This window comes from Streptomyces flavofungini, assembly GCF_030388665.1.
Classification (GTDB): Bacteria; Actinomycetota; Actinomycetes; order Streptomycetales; family Streptomycetaceae; genus Streptomyces; species Streptomyces flavofungini_A.
Genome location: NZ_CP128846.1, coordinates 8122900 through 8149233, shown reverse-complemented (window position 1 = coordinate 8149233; position 26334 = coordinate 8122900). Strand labels below are relative to the sequence as shown.

Sequence of the window (26334 nt, the reverse complement as noted above, 5' to 3'; positions counted from 1 at the left end):
CGGTGCCTTCGGGCAGGCACCGCCGTCCGGGCGTGGCCCGGACGACGCGAGGACTGGTTCGCGTCGGCTCGGGATACCCGTAGGACATGTCCGAAAACATCCCCGGCGACACCCCCCGGTCAGCGGGCTCCGCCGCGCACGACCCCGGTCCGGGCCTCCACAACGGCCGCAACGAGACCCCGCTGGAACGCGCCGACCGCAACTTCGTCGAGATCCTGCAGGAGCTGAGGGTCACTCAGACCGGCGTGCAGCTTCTCTTCGCGTTTCTGCTGACGCTCGCCTTCACCCCCCGATTCGCCTCGCTCGACTCCCTCCAGCGCGCCACCTACGTGACCACGCTGCTGCTCGCCGTTCTCGCGGCCGCGCTGTTCACCGCGCCCGCCGCGTTGCACCGGGGGCTGTTCCAGCGCGGCGCGAAACCGGTCATCGTCAAGGTGTCGTCCCGGCTCGCCGGGGCCGGACTCGCCGTCCTGGTGCTCGCCTTCACCGGTTCGGTCCTGCTCGTCGTGGACGTGGCGGCGAGCCGCACCGGCGCCTGCCTCGCCGCCGCGGCCACGCTGCTGGTGTGCGGTGGCCTGTGGGGGCTGCTGCCCTGGACGGTCGCGCGGCGACAGCGACAAGACGGCCCTTCCGGTCGGGCTACGTGAACAGCGGTTCCGCGAGGAGCGCCAGGCCCAGCGCCGTGAGCGCCGCTCCGGTGCCGCCCTCGATCGCCCTGGCCGCCCGGGGCTCCCGCAGCCAGCGGCCGAGCCGGTCCACGAGCAGCGCGACAGCCGGGAACCACAGCAGCGCGAAGGCCACGACGATCGTGGCGAGCAGCAACGTGCGCGGCATCGCGGGGCTTCCCGCGGGCACGAACTGAGGCAGCACGCTCAGGAACGTCAGGGACGCCTTGGGGTTGAGTGCGTTCGTGAGGAAGCCCTCGCGCAGGCCGCCTCCGCGCCCACCGGCCACGGCCCGCGCCTCCTCCCCCACCCGCCGCTCCGCCACCGGGTCCGCCCCCGGCGCGCCCGGCCGCGTCTCCCACCGCACCGCCGACCGCAGCGCCCGCACCCCCAGGTACAGCACGTAGCAGCCGCCCACCACCTGCAGCGCGCGGAACAGCGCGGGCACGGCCGCGAGCACGGCGGCGACGCCCGCGACGGCGAGCGCCGTGTGCACCAGGAGCCCCGCCGCGATGCCGAACGCGCACAGCACTCCGGCGCGGCGGGAGGCGAGCGCGTTGCGTACGACGACGGTGAAGTCGGCGCCGGGCATGGCGACCATGCCCGCGGCGACGCCGGTGAAGGCGACCAGTTGAGCGTCCATGAGGGCCACTCTGCCGTGGGGCGGCCTTCAGCAGGTATGTCAGATCTCCTGCGTCTGCCTTAAGCATCTGTTGAGGCTGGGCTGCCGGTATGATCCGGCGGCGGTCCCGCAAGGCCGGACGACCGGCGGCCGCTCACCGCGGCAGGGCCCGCGGCACGACCGCGGGCCACGGCCACAAGAAAGAGGCACGGCATGTACGACCCGACCCGCCTTGCGGCGCTCGTGGCGGTCTCCGAAGCCGGTTCCATCACCCGCGCCGCCGAACGGCTCGGCTATACGGTGCCCGCGCTCTCCCAGCAGCTCGCGAAGCTGGAGCGGGAGGCGGGAGCGGCACTGCTCGTGCGGCACCACCGGGGCGCGCGGCTCACCGGCGCGGGCGAGCTGCTGCTCGCGCGCGCCCGCCGTGTCCTGGACGAGATGGAGCTGGCCCGGCACGAGCTGGCGCAGCTCGTGGGCCTCTCGGGCGGGCGGCTGCGGGTCGCCACGTTCACGACGGCGGGCATCCATCTGCTGCCGCCCGCGCTGACGGCGTTCCGCCGGGCGCATCCCGATGTCGACCTGACGGTCACCGGCCACGAGCCCCCGCTGGGCGTGGCCGCGGTGGCGGCGGGCGACGTCGATGTGGCCCTGACGCACACCTACGAACCCGCCGAGCTGCCCGCGCCGCCCGCGTCCGTGACCCTGGAGCCGCTCCTCGTCGAGGAGTTGGTGCTCGTGACGGCGCCGGGGCACGCGCTCGCGGCGGGCACCGGGCGCCTTCCGCTCGCCGAGCTCGCGGGCCAGCCCCTGGTCAGCATGGCGCCGGCGCATCCGGCGCGGCAGGGGGTGGAGGCGGCGCTCGCGCGGGCGGGGGCGGCGCCCGCGGTGCTCGTCCAGACGCCGGACTACGCGCTGGTGTGCGCGATGGTCAGTGCGGGCCTCGGTGCCGCTGTGGTCCCGGAGATGGTGGCCCGGACGACGGCGACCCCGGTCGGGGTCCGGCCCTTGGAACCGGGTGACCTGCGGCGCACCATCTGGGTCTGCCACCGCACCGACGAGTCGAGTCCGGCCGTGGACACGTTCCGGGCGCTGCTGCGGGGGACGTTCGGCCGCTCGGCCGGCTGAGGCGCCGCGCGGCCGCGGGGCGTCAACTCTGGACCGGCACCGACCACGGCAGGGTGATCCAGACCGTCTTGCCGCCCTCCGCCGTCGGGCAGACCGAGAGTCTGCCGCCGCACTCGGCGGTGAGCCAGCGGATGATGACCATGCCCCGGCCGTTGTCCTGCTGGACGGCGGCGGGCAGGCGGCGGGGGAAGCGCGGGTGGCTGTCCGTGACGCCGATGCGCAGCCGCTCGTCGCGGTCGAGCTGCACGTCCACGGTGAAGGTCGGCGACTGGCCGCGGGTGTGCTGGACGGCGTTCGTGGCGAGTTCGGAGACGATGAGCCGCACCGTGTCGGCGATGTCGGCATCGGCCGGCAGGCCCCAATCCGACAAGGTTTCCGCCACGTACCTGCGGGCGGCTGCGACCGAGACAGGATCGCTCGGCAGAGTGACTGATACTTCCTGGTGGTCTGCCATGGCGACACTGTCCCTTTCCCACCGGGACCGGACTCCGACTCGTGGCGGAAGAACTCGAGGACAGTCCCGGAACTGGTGCTTCGCGCCAGAGTGCCACTCCTGGGCCGGTGACACGCGGCGATCCACCGAGATGTGCATATATCTGTCGCTCGAAGCGGTGAACTCTACGACGGCAGACCGTATTTGGGCGCAACACTGGCGCTTCCTCTACACACCCCCGCTGTCCCGTACGGTTGGCGCGGACGTCCGGAAGGAGACGGACATGCAGTACGGTCCCGCTGTGCGGCGCCGCAAACTCGGCGCGGAGTTGCGCGCGCTGCGCGGGCAGGCCGGACTCACCAGCGGCGAGGCGGCCGCCCGGGTGGGCTGGCACCAGTCGAAGGTGAGCCGCATCGAGACCGGGCGCTCCGGGGTGCGCGCCTCGGACGTGCGGCTGCTCCTGGAGGCTTACGAGGTCGACGATCCGCAGCTGCGCGAGCTGTTGGTCGTGCTCGCGGGCGGGGAGGACGAGAACGGGCGGCAGAACTGGTGGCACGCCTACCGCGGTCTGCTGCCTCCGACGTACCGCGACTTCATCAGTCTGGAGTCACAGGCCTGCCGCGTGCGCACCCTGGAGACCACGGTGGTCCCCGGCCTGCTGCAGACGCCGGACTACGCCCTCGCGGTGACACGTGCCGCACTCGGCGGGCTGCCCGAGGAACAGGTGAGGGCCCTGGTGCAGGTGCGCCTCGCGCGCCAGGACGTGCTGCGCAGTGAGCCGCCGCTGCGGCTGAGTGTGATCCTCGACGAGGCGGTGCTCAGACGCCAGATCGGCGGCCCTGAGGTCCTCGCCGGGCAGTTGCGACGGCTCCTGGAGGCGGCACGGCTTCCGCAAGTACGCATCCAGGTGTTGCCGTTCGTCTCCGGCGAGCACGTCGGGCTCATCGGGCCTTTCGTTATTCTCTCCTTTCCGAACATTTCTGATCTGGATGTGGTTGTTCTCGACCACTTGACGAGTAGCCTCTACCTCGAACGGAAAGAAGACCTTCGGGCGTACACCGACGCCTTCAACTCGCTTCAGGGACAGGCGCTTTCCGTTCAGGATTCAATGGATTTCATCGCCGGGTTAGGTGACGGCGCGTAAGGAGGCACCATGACTGCACTGCCTCGGTCCGTTCCCTCCAGCACGTCTCTCAGGGACGCGCGGTGGCGGCGCAGCAGCCGCAGCAATGGAATGAACAACTGCGTGGAGACAGCGCCGCTCGGCTCCGGACCGCTCGCCGGTCTGTTCGCCGTGCGCGACTCGAAGGACACGGCGGGCCCAGCCGTGCTCTTCTCCCCTGCCGCCTGGGAGGACTTCATCGACGCCCTTCGGTGAAGCCCGGGTGAGAGCGCCGGACCCTGGACCCAGGTCTCAGGTGCCAGATCTCAGGAGTCAGGGTGCGGTGCGGCTGATCGTGGCGACGGCTTCGGCGACCTGCGCGTCGTTCAGGTCGGCCCGTGCGGTCAGCCGCAACCGTGAGACGCCGTCGGGAACCGACGGCGGGCGGAAACAGCCGACGGCCAGGCCCTCGCGGCGGCAGTCTGCCGCCCAGCGCACCGCCGCCTCCGGCGACGGCGCGCGCACGGAGACGACGGCGGCGTCGGGACGTACCGCCGAAAGCCCTTCCCGTGTCAGGAGTTCGTGCAGCGTCGTGGCCACCGCGCGCGCCCGGGCGGCCCGTTCCGGCTCGCGGCGCAGCAGGCGCAGGGCGGCGAGCGCCGAACCGGCGGCGGCCGGTGCGAGCCCGGTGTCGAAGATGAGCGTCCGGGCCGCGTTGACCAGGTGCGCGATCACCTTGGCCGGGCCGAGCACGGCCCCGCCCTGGCTGCCGAGCGACTTCGACAGGGTGACCGTGACCACGGTGTCGGCGGCCCCCGCGAGCCCGGCGGCGTGCGGCGCGCCGCGGCCGCCGTCCCCGAGCACCCCCAGCCCGTGCGCGTCGTCGACGAGCAGGCCGGCCCCGGCCTCGCGGCAGACGGCGGCCAGCTCGGGCAGCGGTGTCGCGTCCCCGTCGACGGAGAACACCGAGTCGGTCACCACGACCGCGGGCCCCTCGTGCGTGCCGAGCGCCTTGCGCACCGCGTCCGGGTCGGCGTGCGGCACCACCTGCGTCGTGCCCCGGGCGAGGCGGCAGCCGTCGATCAGGGAGGCGTGGTTGCCCGCGTCGGACACGATCAGCGAGCCGTGCGGGGCGAGCGCGGTGACCGCGGCGAGGTTCGCCGCGTAGCCGGACGACAGCACGAGGGCCGCCTCGAAGCCGCAGAACTCGGCCAGCTCCCGCTCCAGTTCGGCGTGCAGTTCGGTGGTGCCCGTCACCAGGCGGGAGCCCGTGGCGCCCGCGCCCCAGCGCCGGGCCGCGCTCGCGGCCGCGGCGGTGACCTCCGGGTGGCGGGTCAGTCCCAGATAGTCGTTTCCCGCGAGGTCGAGCAGGTGGGATTCGGCCGGGCGCGGGCGCAGCGTGCGCACCAGGCCGGCCTGTGCGCGCAGCCGCGCCTGCTCGTCGATCCAGTCGAACGGCGAGCCAGCCATGGGACCTCCGAGGCGTCACGGGTCGACGTGCGTGCCGCGCGAAGTCGGGACGTACGGACCGAGGTGTTTGTAGACAGTGCACAGACCCTAGCGGCCGCACCACCCGGCCATGGTGTGGCAATACCCACACCTCCCGATGCTTCTGTTGTACGGAATCTCCATGGTCAGAAAGTCCGGCGTGCGTCAGGATCGGCGCCATGGATCTGCTCAACACGCTGGTGGACAAGGGGCTTCGGCGGGAACTGCCGAGCCGTGACGAGGCGCTCGCGGTGCTCGCGACCTCCGACGAGGACCTGCTCGACGTGGTGGCGGCGGCCGGAAAGGTGCGGCGCCACTGGTTCGGCCGACGGGTGAAACTCAACTATCTGGTCAACCTCAAGTCGGGTCTGTGCCCGGAGGACTGCTCGTACTGCTCGCAGCGGCTCGGCGCGGAGACCGGGATCCTCAAGTACACCTGGCTGAAGCCGGACGAGGCCTCCAAGGCCGCGGCGGCCGGGCTCGCCGGGGGCGCCAAGCGGGTCTGCCTGGTCGCGAGCGGGCGCGGGCCCACGGACCGGGACGTCGACCGGGTCTCCGCCACCATCAAGACGATCAAGGAGCAGAACGAGGGCGTCGAGGTCTGCGCCTGCCTCGGCCTGCTCTCCGACGGCCAGGCGGAGCGCCTGCGCGGCGCGGGCGCGGACGCCTACAACCACAACCTGAACACGTCCGAGGCGACGTACGGCGACATCACCAAGACGCACACCTACGCCGACCGTGTCGACACCGTGCAGAAGGCGCACGCGGCCGGGCTCTCCGCCTGCTCGGGCCTGATCTCGGGCATGGGCGAGACGGACCAGGACCTGGTCGACGTGGTCTTCGCGCTGCGCGAGCTCGACGCGGACTCCGTGCCGGTGAACTTCCTGATCCCCTTCGAGGGCACCCCGCTCGCCAAGGAGTGGAACCTCACTCCGCAGCGCTGCCTGCGCATCCTCGCCATGGTCCGGTTCGTCTGCCCGGACATCGAGGTCCGCATCGCGGGCGGCCGCGAGCTGCATCTGCGCACGCTCCAGCCGCTCGCCCTGCACCTCGCCAACTCGATCTTCCTCGGCGACTACCTGACCAGCGAGGGCCAGGCGGGCAAGGCCGACCTGGAGATGATCGCGGACGCCGGGTTCGAGGTGGAGACCACGGACCAGGTGACGCTGCCCGAACACCGCAGGGGCGGCGGGTGCGGCTCGGTCTGCGGCTCCCAGGAGAACGCCGACACCTGCCACACCGCTCCCGCCGAGACCGCCCCCGCCGCCGTGGAGCCCGCCGCGGGGACCGAGGGGCCCGTGGTGCAGGGGCCGCGCACGGATCTGGTGGCGGTACGCCGTCGGGGCGCCGGGACGGACGTGGCGCCCAATGCCTGACGCACCCGCGGCGTCCGGCCTGGACGTCAAGGAGATCCTCGACCTCGACCGCGCGCACGTCTGGCACCCCTACGGCCCGATGCCCGGCCGTCAGGAGCCGCTGGTCGTGGAGTCCGCGAGCGGGGTGCGGCTGCGCGTGGCGGGCGTCGGCGAGCTGGTCGACGGCATGTCGTCGTGGTGGTCGGCCATCCACGGCTACAACCACCCCGTCCTGAACGACGCGGTGCGCGAGCAGTTGGACAGCATGAGTCACGTGATGTTCGGCGGGCTCACGCACGAGCCCGCCGTCCGGCTCGCGAAGCGGCTCGTCGACCTCACGCCGGACGGCCTGGAGCACGTCTTCCTCTCCGACTCCGGTTCGGTGGCCGTCGAGGTCGCGGTCAAGATGTGCCTCCAGCACTGGCGTTCCCTCGGCAGGACCGAGAAGCGCAGGATGCTGACCTGGCGCGGCGGCTACCACGGCGACACCTGGCAGCCGATGGCCGTGTGCGACCCCGACGGCGGCATGCACAGCCTGTGGCAGGGCGTGCTCCCCCAGCAGGTGTTCGCGGACCAGCCCCCGGCGGGCTTCGACGCCTACGACGAGGCGTACGCGCAGCATCTGCACGACGTGATCGGACAGCACGCCCACGAGCTCGCGGGCGTCATCGTCGAGCCGGTGGTGCAGGGCGCGGGCGGCATGCGCTTCCACTCCCCCCGCTATCTGCGCGCGCTGCGCGAGGCGTGCGACGCGCACGATGTGCTGCTCGTCTTCGACGAGATCGCGACGGGCTTCGGCCGCACGGGCGCCCTTTTCGCGGCGGACCACGCGGCCGTCACACCCGATGTGATGTGCCTCGGCAAGTCCATGACCGGCGGCTATCTGACGATGGCGGCGACGCTGTGCACCGAGCGGGTGGCGTCGGGCATCGCGCGGGGCGAGGTGCCGGTGCTCGCGCACGGCCCGACGTTCATGGGCAACCCGCTGGCCGCGGCGGTCGCCAACGCCTCCATCGACCTGCTGCTCGGCAAGGACTGGCAGACGGACGTCAAGCGCGTCGAGACGGGCCTGCGGGTCGCGCTCGCCCCGGCCGCCGAGCTGCCCTTCGTCCGGGACGTACGGGTCCTCGGCGCGCTCGGTGTCGTACAGCTCGACCACCAGGTCGACATGGAGGCGGCGACGCGCGCCGTGGTGCGGGAGGGCGTGTGGGTGCGGCCCTTCCGCGACCTCATCTACACGATGCCGCCGTTCGTCACGGGCGACGCGGACGTGGCACAGATCGGGCGTGCGGTGTGCGCGGCGGCGCGGGCGAGCGGGGAGGTCTCGGCGTGAGCGTCCTCGTGGTGTCCGGTACGGGCACGGAGATCGGCAAGACCGTGACGACGGCGGCGGTGGCCGCGGTCGCCCTCGCGGCCGGGCGCAGCGTCGCCGTCCTCAAGCCGGCCCAGACCGGGGTCGGCCCCGGGGACCCGGGCGACGTCGACGAGGTGGTGCGGCTCGCGGGTGACCGGGTGACCCCGGTGGAGCTCGCGCGCTTCCCCGAGCCGCTCGCGCCCTCGACGGCCGCGCGCCGGGCGGGCCTCCCGACGGTCTCGCCCGCCCAGGTGGCCGAGGCCGCGGAGAAGCTCGCGGCCTCTCACGACCTGGTCCTGATCGAGGGGGCCGGTGGCCTGCTGGTCCGCTTCGACGAGGCGGGGGCGACCCTCGCGGACGCGGCCCGGCTCCTCGCGGCCCCCGTCCTCGTCGTGGCCGCCGCGGCCCTCGGCACCCTCAACACGACGACGCTCACCACCGAGGCCCTGCGCGCCCGCGGCCTCACCCCCGAGGGCATCGTCATCGGCAGCTGGCCCACCACCCCCGACCTGGCCTCGCGCTGCAACCTCGCCGAACTGGCCGACGTGGCGGGCGCGCCCCTGCTGGGCTCGGTCCCCGAGGGCGCGGGTTCCCTGCCGGGCCGGGAGTTCCGCGCGGCGGCCGGGGGCTGGCTGGCACCGGGACTGGGCGGGAGCTGGGCGGGTCCGGGGGCCTTGTCCGAGGCGTGAGCCGGGTGCGGGGTCGGGTTCGTGCCGCCGGGGTCGGGTTCGTCCCGTCGGATCAGGGGTCGGGGCCGTCCCGTCGGATCGGCGTCCACCCCGGCGCCGGGCGCGGGAGGCCGACCCCGGGGGCCTGGGGCGCGAGCGCCAGTTTCGGGAAGGGGCGGGTCGGGGGAAGAAACCCCCACCCACCCGAGGAGGCACCATGCCCCCGCCCTCCGCCCGTCCCGCCCCGCGGGACGCGGTCCACCACCCCCTCTTCGCCCGTTTCTACGCCCGCTGCAGCGTCTCCGCGGAACCGGCCATCGCCCCGCACCGCAAGGAACTCCTGGCGGGCGCCGAGGGCCGTGCCATCGAGGTGGGCGCGGGCAACGGCCTGAACTTCGCGCACTACCCGGCCACCGTCGCCGAGGTGGTCGCGATCGAGCCGGAGAGCGTTCTGCGCCGCCTGGCGGCGTCCGCGGCGATGCGCGCGGACGTCCCCGTGGACGTGGTGCCGGGCGCCGCGGAGGCCCTGCCGGTCAAGAGCGAGGCGTTCGACGTCGCCGTCGCGTCGCTGGTGCTGTGCAGCGTGCGGGACGTGCCGAGGGCGCTCGGTGAGCTGCGCCGGGTGCTGCGTCCCGGCGGCGAGCTGAGGTTCTTCGAGCACGGCCGGGCTCCGGGCGGCGCGATGGTGACGGCGCAGCGCGTCCTGGACCGCACGGTGTGGCCGCGCCTTTTCGGCGGCTGTCACGTCGGCCGGGATCCGGTGGGCGCGCTGCGCGCGGCCGGGTTCGAGGTGGGGACGTACCGCCGGATCATGGTGCCCGAGCGCGGCCCGAAGTTCCCCTCGTCGTACTGCTTCCTGGGCTCGGCACGCCGCCCGGTGGAGGACGGGGCGGCGGGCGCGGACAAGCCCTAGATCGGCTGTGCCAGATTCACCGCGTTGCCGTCGGGGTCCTGGATGTGGGCGACGCGCCGGCCCCACGGCATGTCGTTGGCCGGGCCGCGCACCGTGCCGCCGAGCGCTTCGACGCGCGTGAGGAGTTCGTCGACGTCGTCCACGGTCACGCTCAGGAGGGAGCGCTGCGGGGTGCCGGGCTCGACACTCTTGTCCGCGACGATGCCGAGGTCGGAGTCCTTGACACGCAGGTTCAAGAAGAAGACGGGCCCCTCGTCGGGCACGCGTTCCGTCTCCTCGGCGCCGAGGAGCCCTGTGTAGAAGGCGACGAGACGGTCCGGGTCGGGGGTGATCAGCATCGGCTGGATGGTGGCGGGCATGGCGGAAGCCTCCTGGTGGTCGCGACCGGTCACTCATGCTGACCGCCTGACGGGCCACAACTCATCGGCCACGCGCCGGGCGATGCGGCACCGCTCGTCGGGCGGGGCGGGTCACGGGGCGCCGGGCGATGCCGCACCGGCCGGCCTCACCGGGTCACAGGCTCCACTGCCGCAGCTCGCGCGCTATGTCGTGCACGCTCACCCCGTCCTCCTTGATCAGCCGGGCCAGGTCCCGCACCTGCTCGGGCGAGGTCACGACCTTCACGCCGCTGGCGACGAGGTAGGCGTAGGCGACCGACGAGGCGTAGAGCGCGTTGGAGCGTTCGAGGGCGGGCAGGTGCAGCAGGAGCTGGAGCAGGGCGGCGGCGCGGTCGTGCGGGCCTTCGTACACGGGAACGCCGAAGATCTCCGCGTGGTGGCGGGCCACGGCGGCCACCAAGGCGCCCCAGTCGGTCACTTGTGGATCACCCGGCGTCTTGTGCTCGGCGACCATCAGGAGCCAGGCGAGGTCGATTCTGAGGTTCAAGGGTCAGCGACGGCCCTCGCGCTCCGCGCCGAACTCCTCGGCGAAGACGGTCTCGTACTGCTTCATGAAGTCGGCGGCGGCCTCCACGAACGTGTGGCCGAGCTCGCCCGCGTCCTGTTTGACCAGCTCTTCGATGTAGCGATTCACGCTCACGCCACGGGCCATGGCGCGTTCGCGCGCGGCCCGGGCGGTGTCCTCGTCCACCCGCACGTTCAGCTGAGTCTTCGCCATGTCCACAAGCTAGCGCCGATCCGCTAGCACCGGCAAGAGGTGCCGGGCACCGCCCACCAGGTGCCCCTTACACGCTCCTCACGCATCGACCTGCGAGGGATACCAGCTGCCCACTCCGACCCTTTACTCTCTGCTGGAATACGCGAGTTGGGACGGCCACAACCGGGGAGGCGGCCTTGTCCACACCTGCTTCGACACCGCACACGGAGCGCGCCGAGCCCGCCGGCGTCGCGGCCCGCGCCCGCGGGCTCACGAAGGCGTACGGCTCGGGTGAGACCACCGTGCTCGCCCTGGACGCGGTCGACGTGGACATCGCGCGGCAGCGGTTCACCGCCGTGATGGGTCCTTCCGGTTCCGGCAAGTCCACGCTGATGCACACGCTGGCCGGGCTCGACTCGGTCTCGGCGGGCCAGGTGTGGCTCGGCGACACCGAGATCACCGGGCTCAAGGACCGCGAGCTGACGCGGCTCAGGCGGGACCGGATCGGCTTCATGTTCCAGTCGTTCAACCTCATCCCGACGCTGAACGCGCGCGAGAACATTACGCTGCCCATGGACATCGCGGGCCAGCGTCCCGACGCCGAGTGGCTGGAGCACGTCATCGACACGCTCGGCCTGCGCGACCGGCTGCGGCACCGGCCCGCGCAGCTCTCCGGCGGCCAGCAGCAGCGCGTGGCGTGCGCACGGGCGCTGGCCTCCCGCCCCGAGCTGATCTTCGCCGACGAGCCGACCGGCAACCTCGACTCGCGGGCCGGACTCGAAGTGCTCGGGTTCCTGCGCGAGGCGGTGGACTCGCTGGGCCAGACGGTGGTGATGGTGACGCACGACCCGAGTGCCGCCGCCCACTCCGACCTGGTGCTCTTCCTCGCGGACGGCCGGATCGTGGACGAGATGGCCCGGCCGACGGCGGAGGGCGTCCTGGAGCGGATGAAGCGGTTCGACGTGCTGCACGGCACGGCCGCCGACACGGCGGACGGGACGGCGGGCACCGCCGGGACGCCGAGCACCAGCGGCCCCCCGAGTGCCGCCGACGCCCCGGACACCACCGCGTCCCCCGGCCCCGCCGCCCCCGCCGTGCCCCCGGACGACCCGCCGGCGAAACCCACCCGCGACGACCCGTCCCCCCAGGACTGAGGCGGCACCCGTGCTGAAGGCCACCCTCCGCAGCTTCCTCGCGCACAAGGGCAGGCTCGCCCTGTCCGCGCTCGCCGTGATCCTCTCCGTGGCGTTCGTCGCGGGCAGTCTGATCTTCTCGGACACCGTCGCCCGCACCTTCGACCGCCTCTTCGCGTCCACGTCCGCCGACCTCTCCGTCGGGCCCAAGGACGACCTCGACGAGAGCGTGCCGACCGGACGGACCCCGACCGTGCCCGCCGACCTCGCCGAGCGGATCGCGAAGGTCGACGGCGTGGCGGCCACACATGTCGACGCGACCGTGGACAACATCACGGTCGTCGACCGCGACAACGATCCCGTCGGCCCCACCACGGGCGCGCCCACCGTCGCAGGCAACTGGTACGAGACCGAGCGCTCCCCCGTGGAGATCACCTCGGGCCGGGCGCCGCGCACCGCCGGGGAAGCCCTGATCGACGCCGACACGGCCGACAAGAAGGACGTGGCGATCGGGGACACCCTCAAGATCCTGGCCGCGCCGGGCTCGTTCGAGACGAAGGTCGTCGGCATCGTCACGTTCACGACCACCAACCCCGGTGCCGCGCTCGTCTTCCTCGACACCCCGACCGCGCAGACCAAACTGCTCGGCGGCGAGAACCGCGCGACCAGCATCGCCGTCGACGCCGCGGCGGGCGTCAGCGACATCGAACTCAAGCGCCGCGTCGCCGCCGAACTGGGCGGAGGCCGCTACGAACTGGAGACCGCCGACGAACAGGCCGAGTCCGCCGCCTCCGAACTGGGCGGCTTCCTCGACGTCATCAAGTACGTGATGCTCGGCTTCGCCGGGGTCGCCGTCCTGGTCGGCATCTTCCTGATCGTCAACACCTTCTCCATGCTGATCGCCCAGCGCACCCGCGAGCTGGGGCTGCTGCGCGCCCTCGGTGCCGACCGCAGGCAGGTGCGCCGCTCCGTGCTCTTCGAGGCGGTGCTGCTCGGCGTGGTCGGCTCCACCCTCGGGCTCGCCGCCGGGATCGGGCTCGCCGCCGGACTCATCGAGCTGATGGGCCTGTTCGGCATGAACCTGAAGTCCACGGAGATGGTGATCGCCTGGCCGACGCCCGTCGTGTCGTACGTCGTCGGGGTGGGCGTCACCTTCCTCGCGGCGTACCTCCCGGCACGCAGGGCCGCGCAGGTCTCGCCGATGGCGGCGCTCGCGGACGCCGAGATCGCGGGCGTGGGGCGGCCGCTGCGGGTGCGGGCCGTCGTGGGCTCGGTCGTGGCGGCGGGCGGAGCTGCGGCGCTCGTGGGGTGCGCGGCCTCGTCCGACACCGCCACGTCGGCCTCGCTGCTCGGACTCGGCGTGGTCCTCAGCCTCCTCGCCACCGTCATCGCGGGCCCGCTCCTGGTACGCCCGGTGATCCGGGTGCTCGGGGGCGCCTTCCCCGCCGTCTACGGCTCCGTGGGCCGGATGAGCCAGCGCAACGCCCTGCGCAACCCGCGCCGCACCGGCGCCACCGCGGCCGCGCTGATGGTCGGGCTCGCCCTGGTCGGCGGTCTCTCCGTGGCCAGCGCCTCCATGACCAAGTCGTTCGACGACCAGATCGACAAGACACTCGGCGCGGACTTCGTCGTGCAGAACAGCTCCTTCATGCCGTTCCCGACGGAGGTCACGCAGAAGGTGGAGGCGACCGACGGCGCCGGGCTCGTCGTCCGCAGCCGCTTCACCCCCCTGAAACTGCGGATGCCGGACGGCAAGACCGTCGAGACGACGGCCGCCGGCTTCGGCAAGCAGCTCGACGAGGTCGTGAAGACCACGTACGCGCAAGGGAATTCGGCGCGGGCCCTGGCCCCCGACCGGCTCGCGATGGACCGGGACTACGCCAAGGACCATGACGTGCGCGTCGGTTCGGTGCTGCCCGTGGAGTTCCCCGGTGAGCGCAAGGTGGAGCTGACGGTGGCCGCGCTCACCGACAACGAGGGCCCCGAGGGCCCCGGCATGCAGGGCGGGCTCTTCATGGGGCTCGGCACGCTGGAGAAGTACGTGCCCGACGGCCAGGACTCCGCCGTCTACGTCAACTCCGCTCCCGGCACGGACGCGGAGGCGCTGCGCGACCGGCTCGATGCCGCGCTCGACCCGTACCCGCAGGTGCAGGTGCGCGACCAGGCGGACTACAAGAAGCTGATCCGCGAGCAGATCGCCGTGATGCTCTACCTCGTGTACGCGCTCCTCGGCCTCGCGATCGTGATCGCCGTGCTCGGCGTGGTCAACACCCTCGCCCTTTCGGTCGTCGAGCGCACCCGTGAGATCGGGCTGCTGCGTGCGATCGGCCTGGCGCGGCGGCAGTTGCGGCGCATGATCCGGCTCGAGTCGGTGGTGATCGCCGTGTTCGGCGCGGTGCTCGGTCTCGCGCTCGGCCTGGTGTGGGGCGTGTCGATGCACCAGGTCCTGGAGCTGCAGGGGCTCAAGGCGTTCGCGGTGCCGTGGTCGACGCTGGTGGCGGTCGTGATCGGGTCGGTGGTGGTCGGGATCGTGGCGGCGCTGCTGCCCGCGCTGCGGGCGTCGCGGATGAACGTCCTGGAGGCGATCGCGCACGAGTGAGGGGCCGTGGGGGCGCGGGCCGGTGCGCGTCGGCTCGGGCCGGACCGGAATGGGGTGGCCCGCGGGAGCGGCCGGGTGGTGGAATCGGACGCGCCCCGCTGTGGTGTACGGCCGCCGTCCCGGGCGGCACGCGGGCCGCTCCCTGCCGCACCGCCAAGGAGAGTTCATGCCCCACCGGCCCTTCCGCTTCGGCGTCAACATGGTCGAACCGAGCCCGCGCGAGGAGTGGCGGGCCAAGTGCCGCACCGCGGAGCAGCTCGGCTACGACGTGATCCTCGTGCCGGACCACCTGGGCATGGCCGCGCCGTTCCCGGCCGTCGTCGCCGCGGCGGAGGCCACCGAGCGGCCCCGGGTCGGCACCTTCGTCCTCAACGCCGGGTTCTGGAACCCGACCCTGCTCGCCCGCGAGACGGCCACCACGGACCTCCTCACGGACGGCCGCCTCGAACTGGGCCTCGGCACCGGCTACGTGCGCGCCGAGCACGACGCGGCCGGGCTGCCGTGGGGTTCGCCCGGCGAGCGCGTGGCCCATCTGCGGCACACCGTCGAGACGCTGGACCGGCACTTCGCCGATGCCGCGTTCGTGCCCAAGCCGCGCCGGACGCCGCGCCCGCCGCTGCTCATCGGCGGCAACGGCGAGAAGATGCTGCAACTGACCGCCGAGCACGCGGACATCGCCGCCTTCACCGGGGCGCGGGCGGTGCCGGGGCACACGGGCGGCAAGATGCTCCACCTCACTGCCGAGGAGATGGACGAGCGGGTCGCCTCCTACCGGCGGCACGCGGCCGGACGGTCGGCGCCCGCCGAGCTGAACCTGCTGATCCAGCTGGTGGACATCACCGACGACCGGCGCGCCCGGGCCCGCGAGGTCGCCGACTACGTCCCCCATCTGTCCGTCGACGCCGCCCTCGACGTGCCCATCCTGCTCATGGGCACGGTCCGCCAGATCGCCGACCAGCTGCGCGCCCAGCGGGAGCGGTACGGCTTCTCGTACGTCACGGTCCTCGAGCCGTACTACGAGACGTTCGGGGCCGTCATCGAAGAGCTGCGGGGCGAGTGACGCGGGCCGGGGCGCGGCCGGCGGTGCCGGCCGCGCCCCGCGGGTCCGCGGTCGACGGTTCCGCACTCCGCGGTTCCGGGCCCCACAGGTCCGCGCCCCGCGGTTCCGGGCCCCGCAGGTCCGCGCCCCTCATGCCGCGTCCCGCATCTCGCATGTCCGCATTCCGGAACTCCGCGCGCCGGGCCCTGCCCCGGTGATGGGATGCCGTCATGACTGATCCACGGATACGCGCTGCGGCGCCCGACGACCTGGACGCGGTGCTCGCCTTCTGGAAGGTGGCCGCGGAGGGCACGAGCATCAGCGACGACCGCTCCGGCGTGGAGCGTCTTGTCGCCAGGGACCCCGGGGCGCTGCTGCTCGCGGAGCGGGACGGGGAGCTGGTGGGCACGGTGATCGCCGGGTTCGACGGCTGGCGGGCGTCGCTGTACCGGCTCGCCGTGCACCCCGACGCCCGGCGTGCCGGGATCGGCTCGGCGTTGCTGCGCGCGGCCGAGGAGCGGTTCGTCGCGCTCGGCGGGCGGCGGGCCGACGCGATGGTCCTGAACCGCAACGAGCTGGCGCACCACGCCTGGCACGCGGCCGGATATGCTCCGCAGCCGCAGTGGAGCCGCTGGGTCAAGCCGCTCGCGGAGTGACCGCGCCCGCGGCCTCTCCGGCACGGCACGGTAACAGTGCGTTATGCGGAGCGTAGAGTTTTGCCGATCCTTTAACATGGGCCCACTACTCGAATCTCGACGGAAAGGTGTGAGCGTCCGCCCATGGGCGAGCCTCCTAGTACCCCCCATCGCGCATTCACCACCTCCCTGACCGATCATGGGACGGAGGTGACCCGATGACTGAAGTGCTCCTGCTCCTTGTGGCGGTGCTGCTCTCGCTCGCCTGCGGAATCTTCGTGGCGGCCGAGTTCTCGCTCACGACCGTCGAGCGCGGCGACCTGGAGCGTGCCGTCGAACGCGGCGAGCGCGGCGCGGCCAGCGCCCTCAAGGCCGTCAAGAACCTCACCTTCGAGCTCTCGGGCGCGCAGCTCGGCATCACCGTGACCGGCCTGGTCGTCGGCATGCTCGCGAAACCGGCGATCGGCGACCTGATCGAGGGCCCGCTGAACGCCGTCGGCGTCCCCGACTCGGCGTCCTCGACCGTCGCCCTCTTCCTCGGCACCGCCCTGTCGACCGTCTTCCTGATGGTCGTCGGCGAGCTGGTGCCGAAGAACTGGGCGATCTCCTCGCCGCTGCCCATCGCCAAGCGGGTGGCGACGCCCCAGCGCGTGTTCAGCGCCACGTTCCGCCCCTTCATCCGGCACCTGAACAACACCGCCAACCGCGCGGTGCGCCGCTTCGGCCTCGAACCCACCGAGGAGCTGGCCTCCGCGCGCGGCCCCAAGGAGCTGCTCGCCCTGGCCCGGCACTCCGCGAAGGAGGGCGCCCTGGAGGCGGAGACCGCCGAACGGTTCATGCGCACGCTGAACCTGGCCGACCTCACCGCCGAGAACGTGATGACCCCGCGCGTCCAGGTCGTCGCCCTGGACGTGGCCGCCACCTGCGAGGACGTCGCCAACGCCACCCGCGCCACCGGCCTGTCCCGGTTCCCGGTCTACCGCGGCAACCTCGACTCGGTGGTCGGAGTCGTCCACATCAAGAACGTCCTGGCCGTGCCCGCCGAGCTGAGGGCGCGCCGCCCCGTGAGCGAGCTGATGCGTGAGCCGCTGCTCGTACCGGAGTCGCTGACCGTGGACCGGCTCCTCGACCGGCTCTCGGGCCGGCGCACCATGGCCGTGGTCATCGACGAGTACGGCGGCACGGCCGGTGTCGCCACCCTGGAGGACATCGTCGAGGAAGTCGTCGGTGAGGTGCACGACGAGCACGACCCGCACGAGACGCCCGACCTGGCCCCGGCCGGGACCGACGAGGAAGGCCGGGTCCTCTACTCCGCCGACGGCGCCGCCCGCACCGACCAGCTCGCCCGCGTGGGCCTGCGGGTGCCGGACGGACCGTACGAGACCCTCGCCGGTCTGATCGCCACCGAGCTGGGCCGCATTCCCGCCGTGGGTGACGGCGTCGAGGTCGCCGGTTGGCGCCTGGACGTCGTGGACGCCGCGGGACGCCGTGCCGCCCGCGTGCTGCTGCGCGCGCCCGCGGAACCCGCCCACGACGAACCGGAGGAGGACGACCGATGACCGTCATCCAGTTGCTGATCGGCCTTGCGACGCTCGTCGTCAACGCCTTCTTCGTGGGCGCCGAGTTCGCCCTGATCTCCGTGCGCCGCAGCCAGATCGAGCCGCGCGCCGAGGAGGGCGACCGGCGCGCCAAGAGCGTCATGTGGGGCCTCAAGCACGTGTCGGCGCTGATGGCGGCGGCACAGCTCGGCATCACGCTGTGCACCCTCGTCCTCGGTGTCGTCGCCGAGCCCGCGATCGCGCATCTGCTCGAGCCGCTGTTCGACGCGGTGGGCGTGCCGCACGGCCTGGTCCACCCGATCTCGTTCGTCATCGCCCTGGCCGTGGCGACGTATCTCCACATGCTGCTCGGCGAGATGATCCCCAAGAACATCGCGCTCGCCGAGCCGGTGCGCAGCGCCCTGCTGCTCGGGCCGCCCCTGGTTGCGTGCGCCCGTGCCGTGCGTCCGGTGGTGTTCACGATCAACGCGTTCGCCAACGCGATCCTGAAGCTGCTCCGGGTCGAGACGAAGGACGAGGTCGCGGCGACGTTCTCGGACGCCGAACTGGCCCGTCTGGTGCAGGACTCCAGCGACGCGGGCCTGATCGACGACCGGGCGCAGGAGCGACTGCACGACGCCCTTGAGCTGGGCCGCCGTCCGGTGCGGGACGTGGTGCTTCCGCTGGAGCGTGTGGTCTACGCCCGCGTGGGCGTCACGCCCGAGCAGTTGGAGGAGCTGTCCTCGCGGACCGGCTTCTCGCGCTTCCCCGTCGTCGACGAGGGGCGGCGCATCGTCGGCTACCTCCATGTGAAGGACGCCCTCGACGTGTCCCCGCGCGACCTGCCGTTCCGGGTGAGCGACATGCGCTCCATCGCCCGGGTGCGGGAGACCACGTCGCTCGAGGACGTCCTGACGGCCATGCGGGGCAGCCGCACCCATGTGGCGGCCGTGCTCGGTGAGGACGGGCGCCTGGCCGGGATGGTCACGATGGAGGACGTGCTGCGGGAGCTGTTCGGTCAGCCCGTGTAATCCTCCGCCGGACGCGGACCAGATGTGGGCCGGGGCCCGTCAGAGGGCGGGGCGGGGCCCCCGGCCACTGTCGGGCACCTCGGTGAGGCCGGGTCCCGGCGGGCCGACCTTCGCGGAGCCGAGCGCGGTCAGGACGGCGAGCAGCGCGGCCATCCCCGCCGTGCCGAGCGCGGCGCCCCACGCCACGTCCAGGAGGTTCGTCGCCCCCGCGACGAGGACGGCGGCGAGGGCCTGGGCGAAGGTGCGGACCGCGCGTTCGGCGGTGGCTTTCCAGAAGGCAGCGGTCCACATGGCGGACCCCTCTCCGCTCGTGAGGAGCCGTTCCGAGAGTCCTCAACTAGCGCCATGTTCGCGCTGGTTGGGGGCGGAGTCGAGAGCGGGGCGGGGGGTTCTTCGGGCGGTACGGGGAGGGCGGGGCGGCATCGACGGCGGCGCCGGCGCCGGGGCGGCTCGGGCCGGGGCCCGGGGGACCGGAGGGCCGGGGGGGCCGGGATGCGGTCAGGTCGGCTTCGGGGGCGGTTCCGCGGGTACGGGCAGTGCGGCGCGCAAGCGCGTCAGGAACGCGCGGGCCGCGGGTCCCGCCGGGCCGTCCGTGCGCCAGGCCAGGCCGATCCGCCCGCGCGGGCAGGGCTCCTCGAAGCCGATCACCCGCAGACCCCGCAGGTCCCGCGCGGCGGCGGTCCGCGCGCCGGGCGCCGGGAAGACTCCCACGCCCAGGCCGCGTGCCGCGAGCTGGACCAGCAACTGCGGCGCGGCCGCCTCGAAGGCGACCTGCGGCGCGAACCCCGCCCGCGCACAAGCGCGTTCGAGCACGGCCCGCAGCCCCGTGCCGCGCGGCAGGCTGATCAGGGGGCGGTCGGCGAGTGCCGTCAGCGGGACGACCCCGTCGGGTGCGCCCGCCCCGGTGCCGCCTTCGCCCTCTCCCCCGAGCCCGCCATCACCCCCACCGCCGCCATCGCCCCCGCCATCCGGCGGTGGCACGGCTCGCGCCACGAGCGGGTCGTCCGGTGCCACCAGCGCCGCGAGGGGTTCGTCGATCACGACCTGCCAACTGACGCCGTGGGGCGGGGCGTCGTCGGCGAGACCGGCCAGGGCGATGTCGAGCCGTCCCTCGCGTACGGCCGCCAGCATCCGGTCCGAGGTGTCCTCGGTGAGGGCCATCTCGACATGGGGATGCGCGTCGTGGAAGTCAGCGAGGACCGATGCCACGTCGTACTCGTGCGTGGCGGCACCCGATACGAGACCGACGGTGACGCGCCCCCGCAGCAGCCCGGTGAACTCGTCGGCGGTCTGCCGTATCCCGTCGACGGCGGCCAGCGCCGCCCGCGCGTACGGCAGGACGGCCGCGCCCGCCTCCGTCACGGTCACCGACCGGCCCGAGCGGTCGAGGAGCCGCTGCCCCAACTCCCGCTCCAGCTGCCGTATCTGGGCGCTCACGCCCGGCTGCGCCACGTGCAACGCGGCGGCCGCACGCGTGAAGTTGGCCTCTTCCACGACCGTGAGGAAGTACCGGAGCTGGCGAAGTTCCATAACCCAGGATGCTAGCCACGAGACTTACTGGCTCTTGGACTTATGGTGACGACGAGCCGATCTTGGCTTCATGGGGAAAACACCGGGGAACTCACCGCAGGGGAACGCGCCGCAGGGGAACGCGCCGCGGAGGAACTCACCGCAGGGGAATTCACCACAAGGGAGCGCACCGACCGCGCCCGACACCTCGACCCGCCGCATCCGCGCCGCCATCGCCGCCGAACGCCGCGACCTCGCCGACCTGCTCGACGGCCTGACGCCCGCGCAGTGGGACGCGCCGTCCCTGTGCGCGGGCTGGCGGGTGCGCGAGGTCGCCGCCCACATGTCGCTGGGCTTCCGCTACCCCCTGCCCCGCGTCCTCCTGGAACTGCTCAAGGCGGGCGGAAGCCTGCACCGCATGACGGACCGCCGGGCCCGCGCGGACGCGGCGGCCTTCTCGCCGCGCGACCTCGCGGGGTTCCTGCGGGACCACGCGAGCCACCCATGGACCCCGCCGGTCGGCGGCTTCGCGAGCGCGCTCGGCCACGACGTCGTCCACGGGCTCGACATCACCGTTCCGCTCGGTCTCCCCCGCCGCGTACCGGAGGACCGCCTCCGCATCCTCCTGGACCACGTCACACCGAAGTCCGCGAAGTTCTTCGGCGCCGACCTCACCGGCCTGGAGCTACGGGCCGACGACACCGACTGGACCTTCGGGGCCGGGTCCCCGCTGGCCGGCGACGCGCAGGACCTGCTGCTCGTGGCGTTCGGGCGGCGGGTGCCCGCGGGACGGCTGCGGGGCGAGCGGGCGGAACGCTTCACAGACGCCGGGTAGGCCCGCGGACCACGCTCGGGCAGGCCCACCGGCCGAGCTGGGGCAGGCCCACCGGCCGACCTGGGGCAGGCCCGTCGGCCGTGCTCGGACGGGGCCTGGCGGGCCCCCGGGTTAACATCACACCGCCATGCAGATCAATCCGCGCCACACGAGCCTCGTCGCCATCGGCGACTCCTTCACCGAGGGCATGTCCGACCTGCTGCCCGACGGCAGCTACCGCGGCTGGGCCGATGTGCTGGCCGAGCGGCTCGCGGCCCGCACCCCGGGCTTCCGGTACGCCAACCTCGCCGTGCGCGGCAAGCTCATCGGGCAGATCGCCGCGGACCAGGCGCCCATGGCGGCCACGCTCGGCGCCGACGTGATCACCCTGGTCGGCGGCCTCAACGACACGCTGCGGCCCAAGTGCGACATGGGGCGGGTGCGCGGCCTCCTGGAGCAGGCCGTGGAGACCCTCGCCCCGGCGTGCAAGCAGCTGGTCCTGATGCGCAGCCCCGGCCGCCAGGGCCCGGTCCTCGAACGGTTCCGGCCGCGCATGGAGGAGCTGTTCGCCCACGTCGACGACCTCGCGGCACGGCACGGGGCCGTCGTGGTGGACCTGTACGGCTCCCGGACCCTCGCCGACCAGCGGATGTGGGACGTGGACCGGCTGCACCTGACGGCCGACGGGCACCGCCGCGTCGCCGAGGCGGTGTGGCAGGCGCTCGGCCACGACCCCGAGGACGACTGGGACAGCCCGCTGCCACCCGCCGTCCCCGCGGCCTGGCTGGCCCGCCGCGTCGCCGACGTCCGCTTCGCCCGCCAGCACCTCGGCCCGTGGATCGGCCGCCGCCTCACCGGCCGCTCGTCCGGCGACGGCCGCTGGGGCGCCCAGGTGGACCCGGCGACGGGACGGGCGTTCTGGGTCACACCCGAGGACCCGGCGGCTCCGGGGCCCGTACAGATGTGGCGGCGCGTGGAGGCGGACGGGGCCTGAGCGCCGCGAGCGGACCGTCGGAGTCGGGCATGGCCTGGCTGCGAGCGGGCCTTGAGGGCCGGGCGCGACGTGACCGCGAGCGGACCGTCGGGGTCGGACGCGGCCCGGGCGGCGGCCAGTGGACACGGCGGGTCGCGGGCGGCACCCCGGCGTCCGCCTCCGCCCCCCGCTCACCGCTGTCTCTCCCCCGCTCCCTGCGCCACCACCGTCTCCGCCGCCTCCTTCAACTCCGCCAGCCAGTCGATCAGGGACTGGGCGAGGAGCGCCCGCATCCCGTCGGGGTCGGCGTCGACCGGGGCTCCGGTCCAGTACTCCTCGGTGACCACCGACGTGCCGCCGTCGGCCGCCGGTACGAAGGTCCAGCGGTGCATGCCGTCGATGCCGGAGGTGGGGCCGCCCCAGGTGATCGAGCGGCAGTCCTCGACGGCCGTGACCGTGGACGTGATGTCCAGGCCGTGCGTGAACCACCTGAAGGACATGCCGACCGCCAACTCGCCGGACGTCTCGGCCCGTTCGACCCCGCTGTGCCACAGGGGCCAGGCGGCGATGTCGGTGTGCAGCCGCCAGACGGTCTCGACGGGCGCGGCGACGGTGATCTCGTGACGGGTGCTGATCATGCCGCACCTCCCACGACGGGCACGGTGCCGGCGTCCGCCGACGGGACGACGGCGTCGGCATCGGCATCGGCATCCGCGATCCAGGAGCCGTGGATTCCGCTCGGCACCCGGCGCGGCAGCTCGACGACGGCGAGCGGCCCGCTGCCGGGGGCGGAGGCGTCGATGACGAGCAGCTGCGAGGCGTCCTCGACGAGGTCGCTGACCACCGTGAGCAGATAGCCCTCGTCCTCACCGGTGGCCCCTTCGGCCGGTACGAAGACGGCCTCGCCGGGCATCCGGCCCTGCCCCATGGGGACCAGCTCACGACTGCCCGCGCTGTGGTCGTGTTTGACGATCGCGTACTCGTCGAGGTCCGGCCCCGGGAAGGCCACGGCGTAGCTGTAGCGGTGGAAGCGGCCCGTCACGTCCTCGTTGACGGTGGGGAATTCGGTGGTGAGGTCGTCCACGGGCTCCTCGGCGGCGACGCCCGTGGCCGGGTCGAGTATCCAGCGGTGGCCGGTCGCGCCGACCATGGGCTGCGGCGCGTGGCCGGGGGCCCCGATCCAGAACTTCCAGGTCTGCTCCCAGGCGCCCCGGTCGTAGCGCGGCCCGGTCAGTACGACTCGGCCGCGCTCGTCCTCGTAGGCGTTGGCGACGTGCAGGAGCACGCCGGGCTCCACCTCGAACCAGCGCACCGTCGCGGGCCCGGTGCGCGGCATCACGCCGATGCGCGGCGTGTAGGTGTCGCTCCAGCGGTACGGGATGCCGGAGTGCTCCGCGGCGTTGAAGACGACGGGCAGGTCGAGCCAGACCACGTACCGCTCGGTGATCCCGAAGTCGTGCATCAGGGACGGTCCCGCGCCCTCGACGACCTCGCTGCGCACGAGGTCGCCCTTGGCGTCGGCGACGTAGTACGTCAGGTGCGGCGGGAACGGCCCGTACCCGAAGAAGTGCAGCTCGCCGGTGGTGGGGTCGGTCTTCGGGTGTGCGGTCATCGCGGTCTTCAGGCGGCCGCCGAAGTCGTGGGCGCCGACGGTGTCGAGCTCGGGCGTCATCTCGTAGGGGAGGTTGGCCTCCTGGAGGGCGAGGATGCGGCCCGCGTGCTCGATGACGTGGGTGGCGGCGTCGCTTGCGCGGAGGTTCGGGATGCCATCGGCGCCCAGGTAGGGCACGCCGTCGAGGGCCGGGGTGCGCACCCAGCGGTTGCGGTACCACTCGGCGCGGCCGTCGCGCAGCCGGACGCCATGGATCATTCCGCTGCCCTTGAACCAGTGGGTGGGTGTGACGCCGGGCTTGGGATTGTGGCCGTTGCGGAAGTAGCGGCCGTTCAGCTCGGGCGGGAGGGCGCCGCGCACGGTCAGGCCGTGGGCGGTGGTCTCGTCGGTGACGGGCGTGTAGTGGCCGGTGAGGTAGGGCTTCTTGGTCATGACGGGTTCCTCCTTGCGGGGTGGGTGGAGCTGGTGGCTGTGGTGAGTGCCGCCACGGTCGTGAGCAGGGCGATGAGGGCCGTGGTGGTGAACGCGGTGCGGTAGTCCCCCGGAGTGGGGGCGAGTGTGGTGAGCAGGGCGAGGCCGAGGGCGCCGCCGAGCTGCCGGGTGGTGTTCACGAGGCCGCCCGCGAGACCGGATTCGGCGGTCGGCACGCCGTCGGTGGCCAGCGCGGTGAGCCGGACGAAGGCGACGCCGAGGCCCGCGCCGACCAGGACCGAGGGCCCGAGCAGGTCGACGGCGAAGGTGCCGTCGGTACGGGCAAGGGCGAGCAGGGTGAGGCCGAGCGTGAGGGCGGCGAGCGCGGCGGCGAGACCCGCGCGGCCCGGCAGTCGGGGCGCGAGGGTGGACGCGGCGACGACGGTGAGCGCGAGCGGGAGCTGGGTGAGGCCCGCCGCCAACGCGCTGTATCCGAGCACCTGTTGCTGGTACAGCGGCAGGAAGTAGAAGACTCCGACCCAGACGGCGCCGAGCAGCGTCATGGCGAGGTTGGCCGCCGCCACGCGACCGGTGCGGAGCAAGCGCGGCGGTACGAGCGGGGACCTGGTCCGGCGCTGGCGGTCGGCGAACACCGCCAGGAGCGCGAGGCCCGCGGCCGCGACGAGCGGCTGCTCGGCGGTGAGCGCGTGGACGAGCGCTGTCAGGCCCGCGGTGGAGGTGAGGGCGCCGACGACGTCGAGGCCACCGCCCGTCGGCCGGTCGGCGGGGACCAGCAGGATCGTCGCTCCGAGCGAGGTGACGGCGATCGGTACGACGACGAGGAACACCGCCCGCCAGCCGTACCACTCGGTGAGTACGCCGCCCAGGATCACCCCGGCCGCGCCGCCCGCCCCGGACACCGCGCCCCACACGCCCAGCGCCGTGGCGCGCGTCAGGCCCGCACCGCCCTCGGGCTTCGGGCCCGGCGGGAAGATCAGCAGGACCAGCGCGAGCGCGGCGGGCGCGAGGAGCGCGGCGCCGACGCCCTGGACGGCGCGGTCGGCGATCAGCGCGGCGGCGTTCGGAGCGAGCCCGGCGGCGAGCGAGGCGAGCGCGAACACCGTCGTCCCCGCCACGAACATCCGCCGCCGCCCGAAGAGATCCGCGCACCGGCCACCGGGCAGCAGCAGCGCGCCGAACCCGAGCACGTAGGCGTTGACCACCCATGACAGCGCCCCGGACGACAGCCCGAGCCCGCCGGAGACGGCGGGCAGCGCCACATTCACGATCGACGTGCTCAGCACGACGACGAACTGAGCAGTCGCGAGTGCCACCAGAGCGGGGCCCTGCCCCGTCCCCGCCCCCCGGCTCGGCCGGGGCACCCGCCCCGTCCCTCCCGTCTGCCACTGTCCCCTCACGTGTCCCCTCACGATGACACCCCCCAAGTCCTTGATCGGTTGCAGCCCGAAGAAAGAGTGGTTAATCACTCACACTTTGCGCCAAAAGAAAGGTCACGCGTGCGTGACCTTTCGCACCGCCGTGCCCCGCCGTGCCCCGCCGCGCACCGCGGAGGCACCGCGGAGACGCCACGGCCGTTCAGCTCGGCGACGTCAGTAGTGCCTGATGCCCGCCAGCAACGTCCTCGTCCATGGCGCGTCCACGTCGAGCGCCCCGATCGAGACCGCCACGTTGCACAGGAATCCCCTGGCGAAGAACTCCTGCACCTCCTCGTCCCGCGCCCCGGACGCGGACCGCACATACTCCACGAGCCGTGCGTACATCCCTTGCACCGCCTCCCTGATCTCCGGCTCAGCAGCCGCGCAGTTGGCGTGCATCAGCACTTTCAGCAGGTCCTCCCGGTCCGCGATCAGGCGCGCGTACTCGTCCCCCATCGCGTACAGCACCGCCGCCGGATCCGCGCTCCCCACCTTCGCCACCGATTCGCCGAGCCGCTCCCGGATCAGCCGCGAGACGTCCTCGACCACGGCCACGAACAACGCCTGCTTGTCCGGGAAGAGCCGGTACAGATACGACTGCGAGATCCCGGCGCCCTTGGCGACCTCCGTCGTGGACGTGCCGTAGTACCCGCGCCCCGCGAACACCTTCGCGGCGGTGGCCAGCACCTCACCCCTGCGCGCCTCCGCCGTGGAAAGCTGCCGCGTCTTCGTCTCACCCATGTGAGTAATAGACCACTCACACCTCAGCCCCGTCAACCCCTTC

The 26334-nt window shown here is 73.1% G+C and carries 28 protein-coding genes; 16 read left to right on the top strand and 12 right to left on the bottom strand.

The features are described 5' to 3' along the window. Positions 1 to 86 precede the first annotated feature (86 nt). Positions 87 to 647: a DUF6328 family protein gene (locus QUY26_RS35150; RefSeq protein ID WP_354670731.1), complete on the top strand. Its 561-nt coding sequence runs from the start codon at positions 87 to 89 to the stop codon at positions 645 to 647. On the opposite strand, the gene QUY26_RS35145 is transcribed toward QUY26_RS35150, so the two are convergent. Next, positions 640 to 1308, bottom strand: coding sequence for a LysE family translocator (locus QUY26_RS35145; RefSeq protein WP_289953871.1), 669 nt, complete (start codon positions 1306 to 1308; stop codon positions 640 to 642). The two genes, QUY26_RS35150 and QUY26_RS35145, sit on opposite strands and share 8 nt — an antisense overlap. A gap of 192 nt (positions 1309 to 1500) precedes the next feature. Between QUY26_RS35145 and QUY26_RS35140 the strand changes: the two genes are divergently transcribed. Beyond that, positions 1501 to 2412 (top strand): LysR family transcriptional regulator, encoded by a 912-nt coding sequence (locus tag QUY26_RS35140; RefSeq protein ID WP_289953869.1) that lies wholly within the window; start codon positions 1501 to 1503, stop codon positions 2410 to 2412. Positions 2413 to 2434: 22 nt separating this feature from the next. Here the strand turns inward: QUY26_RS35140 and QUY26_RS35135 are convergent, their stop codons facing one another. Then, entirely contained in the window at positions 2435 to 2866 is a 432-nt protein-coding gene (locus tag QUY26_RS35135; RefSeq protein WP_289953867.1) for an ATP-binding protein, read from the bottom strand. A 262-nt stretch (positions 2867 to 3128) separates the two neighbouring features. On the opposite strand from QUY26_RS35135, the gene QUY26_RS35130 reads away from it, so the two are divergent. Together QUY26_RS35130 and QUY26_RS35125 are read left to right on the top strand one after the other, a co-directional pair. Beyond that, positions 3129 to 3989, top strand: coding sequence for a helix-turn-helix domain-containing protein (locus QUY26_RS35130; protein WP_289953865.1), 861 nt, complete (start codon positions 3129 to 3131; stop codon positions 3987 to 3989). Positions 3990 to 3998: 9 nt separating this feature from the next. After that, positions 3999 to 4223 carry a DUF397 domain-containing protein gene (locus tag QUY26_RS35125; protein ID WP_289953863.1) on the top strand — a complete coding sequence of 75 codons (225 nt, stop codon included), beginning with the start codon at positions 3999 to 4001 and terminating at the stop codon, positions 4221 to 4223. A gap of 57 nt (positions 4224 to 4280) precedes the next feature. Here the strand turns inward: QUY26_RS35125 and QUY26_RS35120 are convergent, their stop codons facing one another. Beyond that, on the bottom strand, positions 4281 to 5417 hold the full coding sequence (locus QUY26_RS35120; RefSeq protein ID WP_289953862.1) for an 8-amino-7-oxononanoate synthase: 1137 nt from the start codon (positions 5415 to 5417) through the stop codon (positions 4281 to 4283). Between the two features lie 197 nt (positions 5418 to 5614). Between QUY26_RS35120 and bioB the strand changes: the two genes are divergently transcribed. The 4 genes from bioB (at position 5615) to QUY26_RS35100 (ending at position 9725) form a co-directional block, all read left to right on the top strand. Then, complete coding sequence (gene bioB, locus QUY26_RS35115) at positions 5615 to 6811, top strand: biotin synthase BioB (RefSeq protein ID WP_289953860.1); 1197 nt, start codon at positions 5615 to 5617, stop codon at positions 6809 to 6811. Beyond that, entirely contained in the window at positions 6804 to 8123 is a 1320-nt protein-coding gene (locus QUY26_RS35110; RefSeq protein ID WP_289953857.1) for an adenosylmethionine--8-amino-7-oxononanoate transaminase, read from the top strand. The genes bioB and QUY26_RS35110 overlap by 8 nt, the downstream gene beginning before the upstream one ends. Then, positions 8120 to 8833, top strand: a complete 714-nt coding sequence (gene bioD / locus QUY26_RS35105) for a dethiobiotin synthase (protein WP_289953855.1) — start codon at positions 8120 to 8122, stop codon at positions 8831 to 8833. Before QUY26_RS35110 ends, bioD begins: the two co-directional genes overlap by 4 nt. 196 nt (positions 8834 to 9029) lie before the next feature. Beyond that, positions 9030 to 9725: a class I SAM-dependent methyltransferase gene (locus QUY26_RS35100; RefSeq protein WP_289953853.1), complete on the top strand. Its 696-nt coding sequence runs from the start codon at positions 9030 to 9032 to the stop codon at positions 9723 to 9725. On the opposite strand, the gene QUY26_RS35095 is transcribed toward QUY26_RS35100, so the two are convergent. From QUY26_RS35095 to QUY26_RS35085, 3 genes are all read right to left on the bottom strand, one after another. Further along, positions 9722 to 10084 (bottom strand): VOC family protein, encoded by a 363-nt coding sequence (locus tag QUY26_RS35095; RefSeq protein ID WP_289953851.1) that lies wholly within the window; start codon positions 10082 to 10084, stop codon positions 9722 to 9724. The two genes, QUY26_RS35100 and QUY26_RS35095, sit on opposite strands and share 4 nt — an antisense overlap. 154 nt (positions 10085 to 10238) lie before the next feature. Then, a complete protein-coding gene (locus QUY26_RS35090; RefSeq protein ID WP_289956310.1) occupies positions 10239 to 10577 on the bottom strand; it encodes a fic family toxin-antitoxin system, toxin component in 339 nt (112 codons plus the stop codon). Between the two features lie 36 nt (positions 10578 to 10613). Then, positions 10614 to 10841, bottom strand: coding sequence for a toxin-antitoxin system HicB family antitoxin (locus QUY26_RS35085; protein WP_030358728.1), 228 nt, complete (start codon positions 10839 to 10841; stop codon positions 10614 to 10616). A gap of 176 nt (positions 10842 to 11017) precedes the next feature. Between QUY26_RS35085 and QUY26_RS35080 the strand changes: the two genes are divergently transcribed. The 6 genes from QUY26_RS35080 (at position 11018) to QUY26_RS35055 (ending at position 18795) form a co-directional block, all read left to right on the top strand. Beyond that, entirely contained in the window at positions 11018 to 11974 is a 957-nt protein-coding gene (locus tag QUY26_RS35080; protein WP_289953846.1) for an ABC transporter ATP-binding protein, read from the top strand. 10 nt (positions 11975 to 11984) lie between these two features. Continuing rightward, on the top strand, positions 11985 to 14552 hold the full coding sequence (locus QUY26_RS35075) for an ABC transporter permease (protein WP_289953843.1): 2568 nt from the start codon (positions 11985 to 11987) through the stop codon (positions 14550 to 14552). 166 nt (positions 14553 to 14718) lie between these two features. After that, complete coding sequence (locus QUY26_RS35070) at positions 14719 to 15612, top strand: TIGR03621 family F420-dependent LLM class oxidoreductase (protein WP_289953841.1); 894 nt, start codon at positions 14719 to 14721, stop codon at positions 15610 to 15612. Positions 15613 to 15821: 209 nt separating this feature from the next. Then, positions 15822 to 16247: a GNAT family N-acetyltransferase gene (locus QUY26_RS35065; protein ID WP_289953838.1), complete on the top strand. Its 426-nt coding sequence runs from the start codon at positions 15822 to 15824 to the stop codon at positions 16245 to 16247. Between the two features lie 197 nt (positions 16248 to 16444). Next, the gene (locus QUY26_RS35060; protein ID WP_289953836.1) at positions 16445 to 17785 is read left to right on the top strand and encodes a hemolysin family protein; all 1341 of its coding nucleotides are present in this window, start codon (positions 16445 to 16447) and stop codon (positions 17783 to 17785) included. Next, positions 17782 to 18795, top strand: coding sequence for a hemolysin family protein (locus tag QUY26_RS35055; protein ID WP_289953834.1), 1014 nt, complete (start codon positions 17782 to 17784; stop codon positions 18793 to 18795). The genes QUY26_RS35060 and QUY26_RS35055 overlap by 4 nt, the downstream gene beginning before the upstream one ends. Before the next feature lie 39 nt (positions 18796 to 18834). Here QUY26_RS35055 and QUY26_RS35050 read toward each other — a convergent pair whose 3' ends face one another. Then, positions 18835 to 19086: a holin gene (locus tag QUY26_RS35050; RefSeq protein WP_289953832.1), complete on the bottom strand. Its 252-nt coding sequence runs from the start codon at positions 19084 to 19086 to the stop codon at positions 18835 to 18837. Between the two features lie 207 nt (positions 19087 to 19293). After that, entirely contained in the window at positions 19294 to 20325 is a 1032-nt protein-coding gene (locus QUY26_RS35045) for a LysR family transcriptional regulator (RefSeq protein ID WP_289953830.1), read from the bottom strand. A gap of 70 nt (positions 20326 to 20395) precedes the next feature. Between QUY26_RS35045 and QUY26_RS35040 the strand changes: the two genes are divergently transcribed. After that, a complete protein-coding gene (locus QUY26_RS35040; protein WP_289953828.1) occupies positions 20396 to 21139 on the top strand; it encodes a maleylpyruvate isomerase family mycothiol-dependent enzyme in 744 nt (247 codons plus the stop codon). A 127-nt stretch (positions 21140 to 21266) separates the two neighbouring features. Further along, the gene (locus QUY26_RS35035) at positions 21267 to 22112 is read left to right on the top strand and encodes an SGNH/GDSL hydrolase family protein (RefSeq protein WP_289953827.1); all 846 of its coding nucleotides are present in this window, start codon (positions 21267 to 21269) and stop codon (positions 22110 to 22112) included. Between the two features lie 170 nt (positions 22113 to 22282). Here the strand turns inward: QUY26_RS35035 and QUY26_RS35030 are convergent, their stop codons facing one another. The 4 genes from QUY26_RS35030 to QUY26_RS35015 all read right to left on the bottom strand — a co-directional run bounded on the left by QUY26_RS35030 (position 22283) and on the right by QUY26_RS35015 (position 26291). Beyond that, on the bottom strand, positions 22283 to 22729 hold the full coding sequence (locus tag QUY26_RS35030) for an SRPBCC family protein (protein ID WP_289953824.1): 447 nt from the start codon (positions 22727 to 22729) through the stop codon (positions 22283 to 22285). Further along, positions 22726 to 24135, bottom strand: coding sequence for a carotenoid oxygenase family protein (locus QUY26_RS35025; protein ID WP_289953823.1), 1410 nt, complete (start codon positions 24133 to 24135; stop codon positions 22726 to 22728). The genes QUY26_RS35030 and QUY26_RS35025 overlap by 4 nt, the downstream gene beginning before the upstream one ends. Then, the gene (locus tag QUY26_RS35020; RefSeq protein ID WP_289953820.1) at positions 24132 to 25448 is read right to left on the bottom strand and encodes an MFS transporter; all 1317 of its coding nucleotides are present in this window, start codon (positions 25446 to 25448) and stop codon (positions 24132 to 24134) included. The genes QUY26_RS35025 and QUY26_RS35020 overlap by 4 nt, the downstream gene beginning before the upstream one ends. A 276-nt stretch (positions 25449 to 25724) precedes the next feature. Next, the gene (locus QUY26_RS35015; protein WP_289953818.1) at positions 25725 to 26291 is read right to left on the bottom strand and encodes a TetR/AcrR family transcriptional regulator; all 567 of its coding nucleotides are present in this window, start codon (positions 26289 to 26291) and stop codon (positions 25725 to 25727) included. Between the last annotated feature and the right edge of the window lie 43 nt (positions 26292 to 26334).

Coding starts and splice junctions, on each gene's coding strand:
- QUY26_RS35150 (WP_354670731.1), top strand. CDS start 87: ATGTCCGAAAACATCCCCGGCGACACCCCCCGGTCAGCGGGCTCCGCC.
- QUY26_RS35145 (WP_289953871.1), bottom strand. CDS start 1,308: ATGGACGCTCAACTGGTCGCCTTCACCGGCGTCGCCGCGGGCATGGTC.
- QUY26_RS35140 (WP_289953869.1), top strand. CDS start 1,501: ATGTACGACCCGACCCGCCTTGCGGCGCTCGTGGCGGTCTCCGAAGCC.
- QUY26_RS35135 (WP_289953867.1), bottom strand. CDS start 2,866: ATGGCAGACCACCAGGAAGTATCAGTCACTCTGCCGAGCGATCCTGTC.
- QUY26_RS35130 (WP_289953865.1), top strand. CDS start 3,129: ATGCAGTACGGTCCCGCTGTGCGGCGCCGCAAACTCGGCGCGGAGTTG.
- QUY26_RS35125 (WP_289953863.1), top strand. CDS start 3,999: ATGACTGCACTGCCTCGGTCCGTTCCCTCCAGCACGTCTCTCAGGGAC.
- QUY26_RS35120 (WP_289953862.1), bottom strand. CDS start 5,417: ATGGCTGGCTCGCCGTTCGACTGGATCGACGAGCAGGCGCGGCTGCGC.
- bioB (WP_289953860.1), top strand. CDS start 5,615: ATGGATCTGCTCAACACGCTGGTGGACAAGGGGCTTCGGCGGGAACTG.
- QUY26_RS35110 (WP_289953857.1), top strand. CDS start 6,804: ATGCCTGACGCACCCGCGGCGTCCGGCCTGGACGTCAAGGAGATCCTC.
- QUY26_RS35100 (WP_289953853.1), top strand. CDS start 9,030: ATGCCCCCGCCCTCCGCCCGTCCCGCCCCGCGGGACGCGGTCCACCAC.
- QUY26_RS35095 (WP_289953851.1), bottom strand. CDS start 10,084: ATGCCCGCCACCATCCAGCCGATGCTGATCACCCCCGACCCGGACCGT.
- QUY26_RS35090 (WP_289956310.1), bottom strand. CDS start 10,577: ATGGTCGCCGAGCACAAGACGCCGGGTGATCCACAAGTGACCGACTGG.
- QUY26_RS35085 (WP_030358728.1), bottom strand. CDS start 10,841: ATGGCGAAGACTCAGCTGAACGTGCGGGTGGACGAGGACACCGCCCGG.
- QUY26_RS35070 (WP_289953841.1), top strand. CDS start 14,719: ATGCCCCACCGGCCCTTCCGCTTCGGCGTCAACATGGTCGAACCGAGC.
- QUY26_RS35065 (WP_289953838.1), top strand. CDS start 15,822: ATGACTGATCCACGGATACGCGCTGCGGCGCCCGACGACCTGGACGCG.
- QUY26_RS35060 (WP_289953836.1), top strand. CDS start 16,445: ATGACTGAAGTGCTCCTGCTCCTTGTGGCGGTGCTGCTCTCGCTCGCC.
- QUY26_RS35055 (WP_289953834.1), top strand. CDS start 17,782: ATGACCGTCATCCAGTTGCTGATCGGCCTTGCGACGCTCGTCGTCAAC.
- QUY26_RS35050 (WP_289953832.1), bottom strand. CDS start 19,086: ATGTGGACCGCTGCCTTCTGGAAAGCCACCGCCGAACGCGCGGTCCGC.
- QUY26_RS35045 (WP_289953830.1), bottom strand. CDS start 20,325: ATGGAACTTCGCCAGCTCCGGTACTTCCTCACGGTCGTGGAAGAGGCC.
- QUY26_RS35040 (WP_289953828.1), top strand. CDS start 20,396: ATGGGGAAAACACCGGGGAACTCACCGCAGGGGAACGCGCCGCAGGGG.
- QUY26_RS35035 (WP_289953827.1), top strand. CDS start 21,267: ATGCAGATCAATCCGCGCCACACGAGCCTCGTCGCCATCGGCGACTCC.
- QUY26_RS35030 (WP_289953824.1), bottom strand. CDS start 22,729: ATGATCAGCACCCGTCACGAGATCACCGTCGCCGCGCCCGTCGAGACC.
- QUY26_RS35025 (WP_289953823.1), bottom strand. CDS start 24,135: ATGACCAAGAAGCCCTACCTCACCGGCCACTACACGCCCGTCACCGAC.
- QUY26_RS35015 (WP_289953818.1), bottom strand. CDS start 26,291: ATGGGTGAGACGAAGACGCGGCAGCTTTCCACGGCGGAGGCGCGCAGG.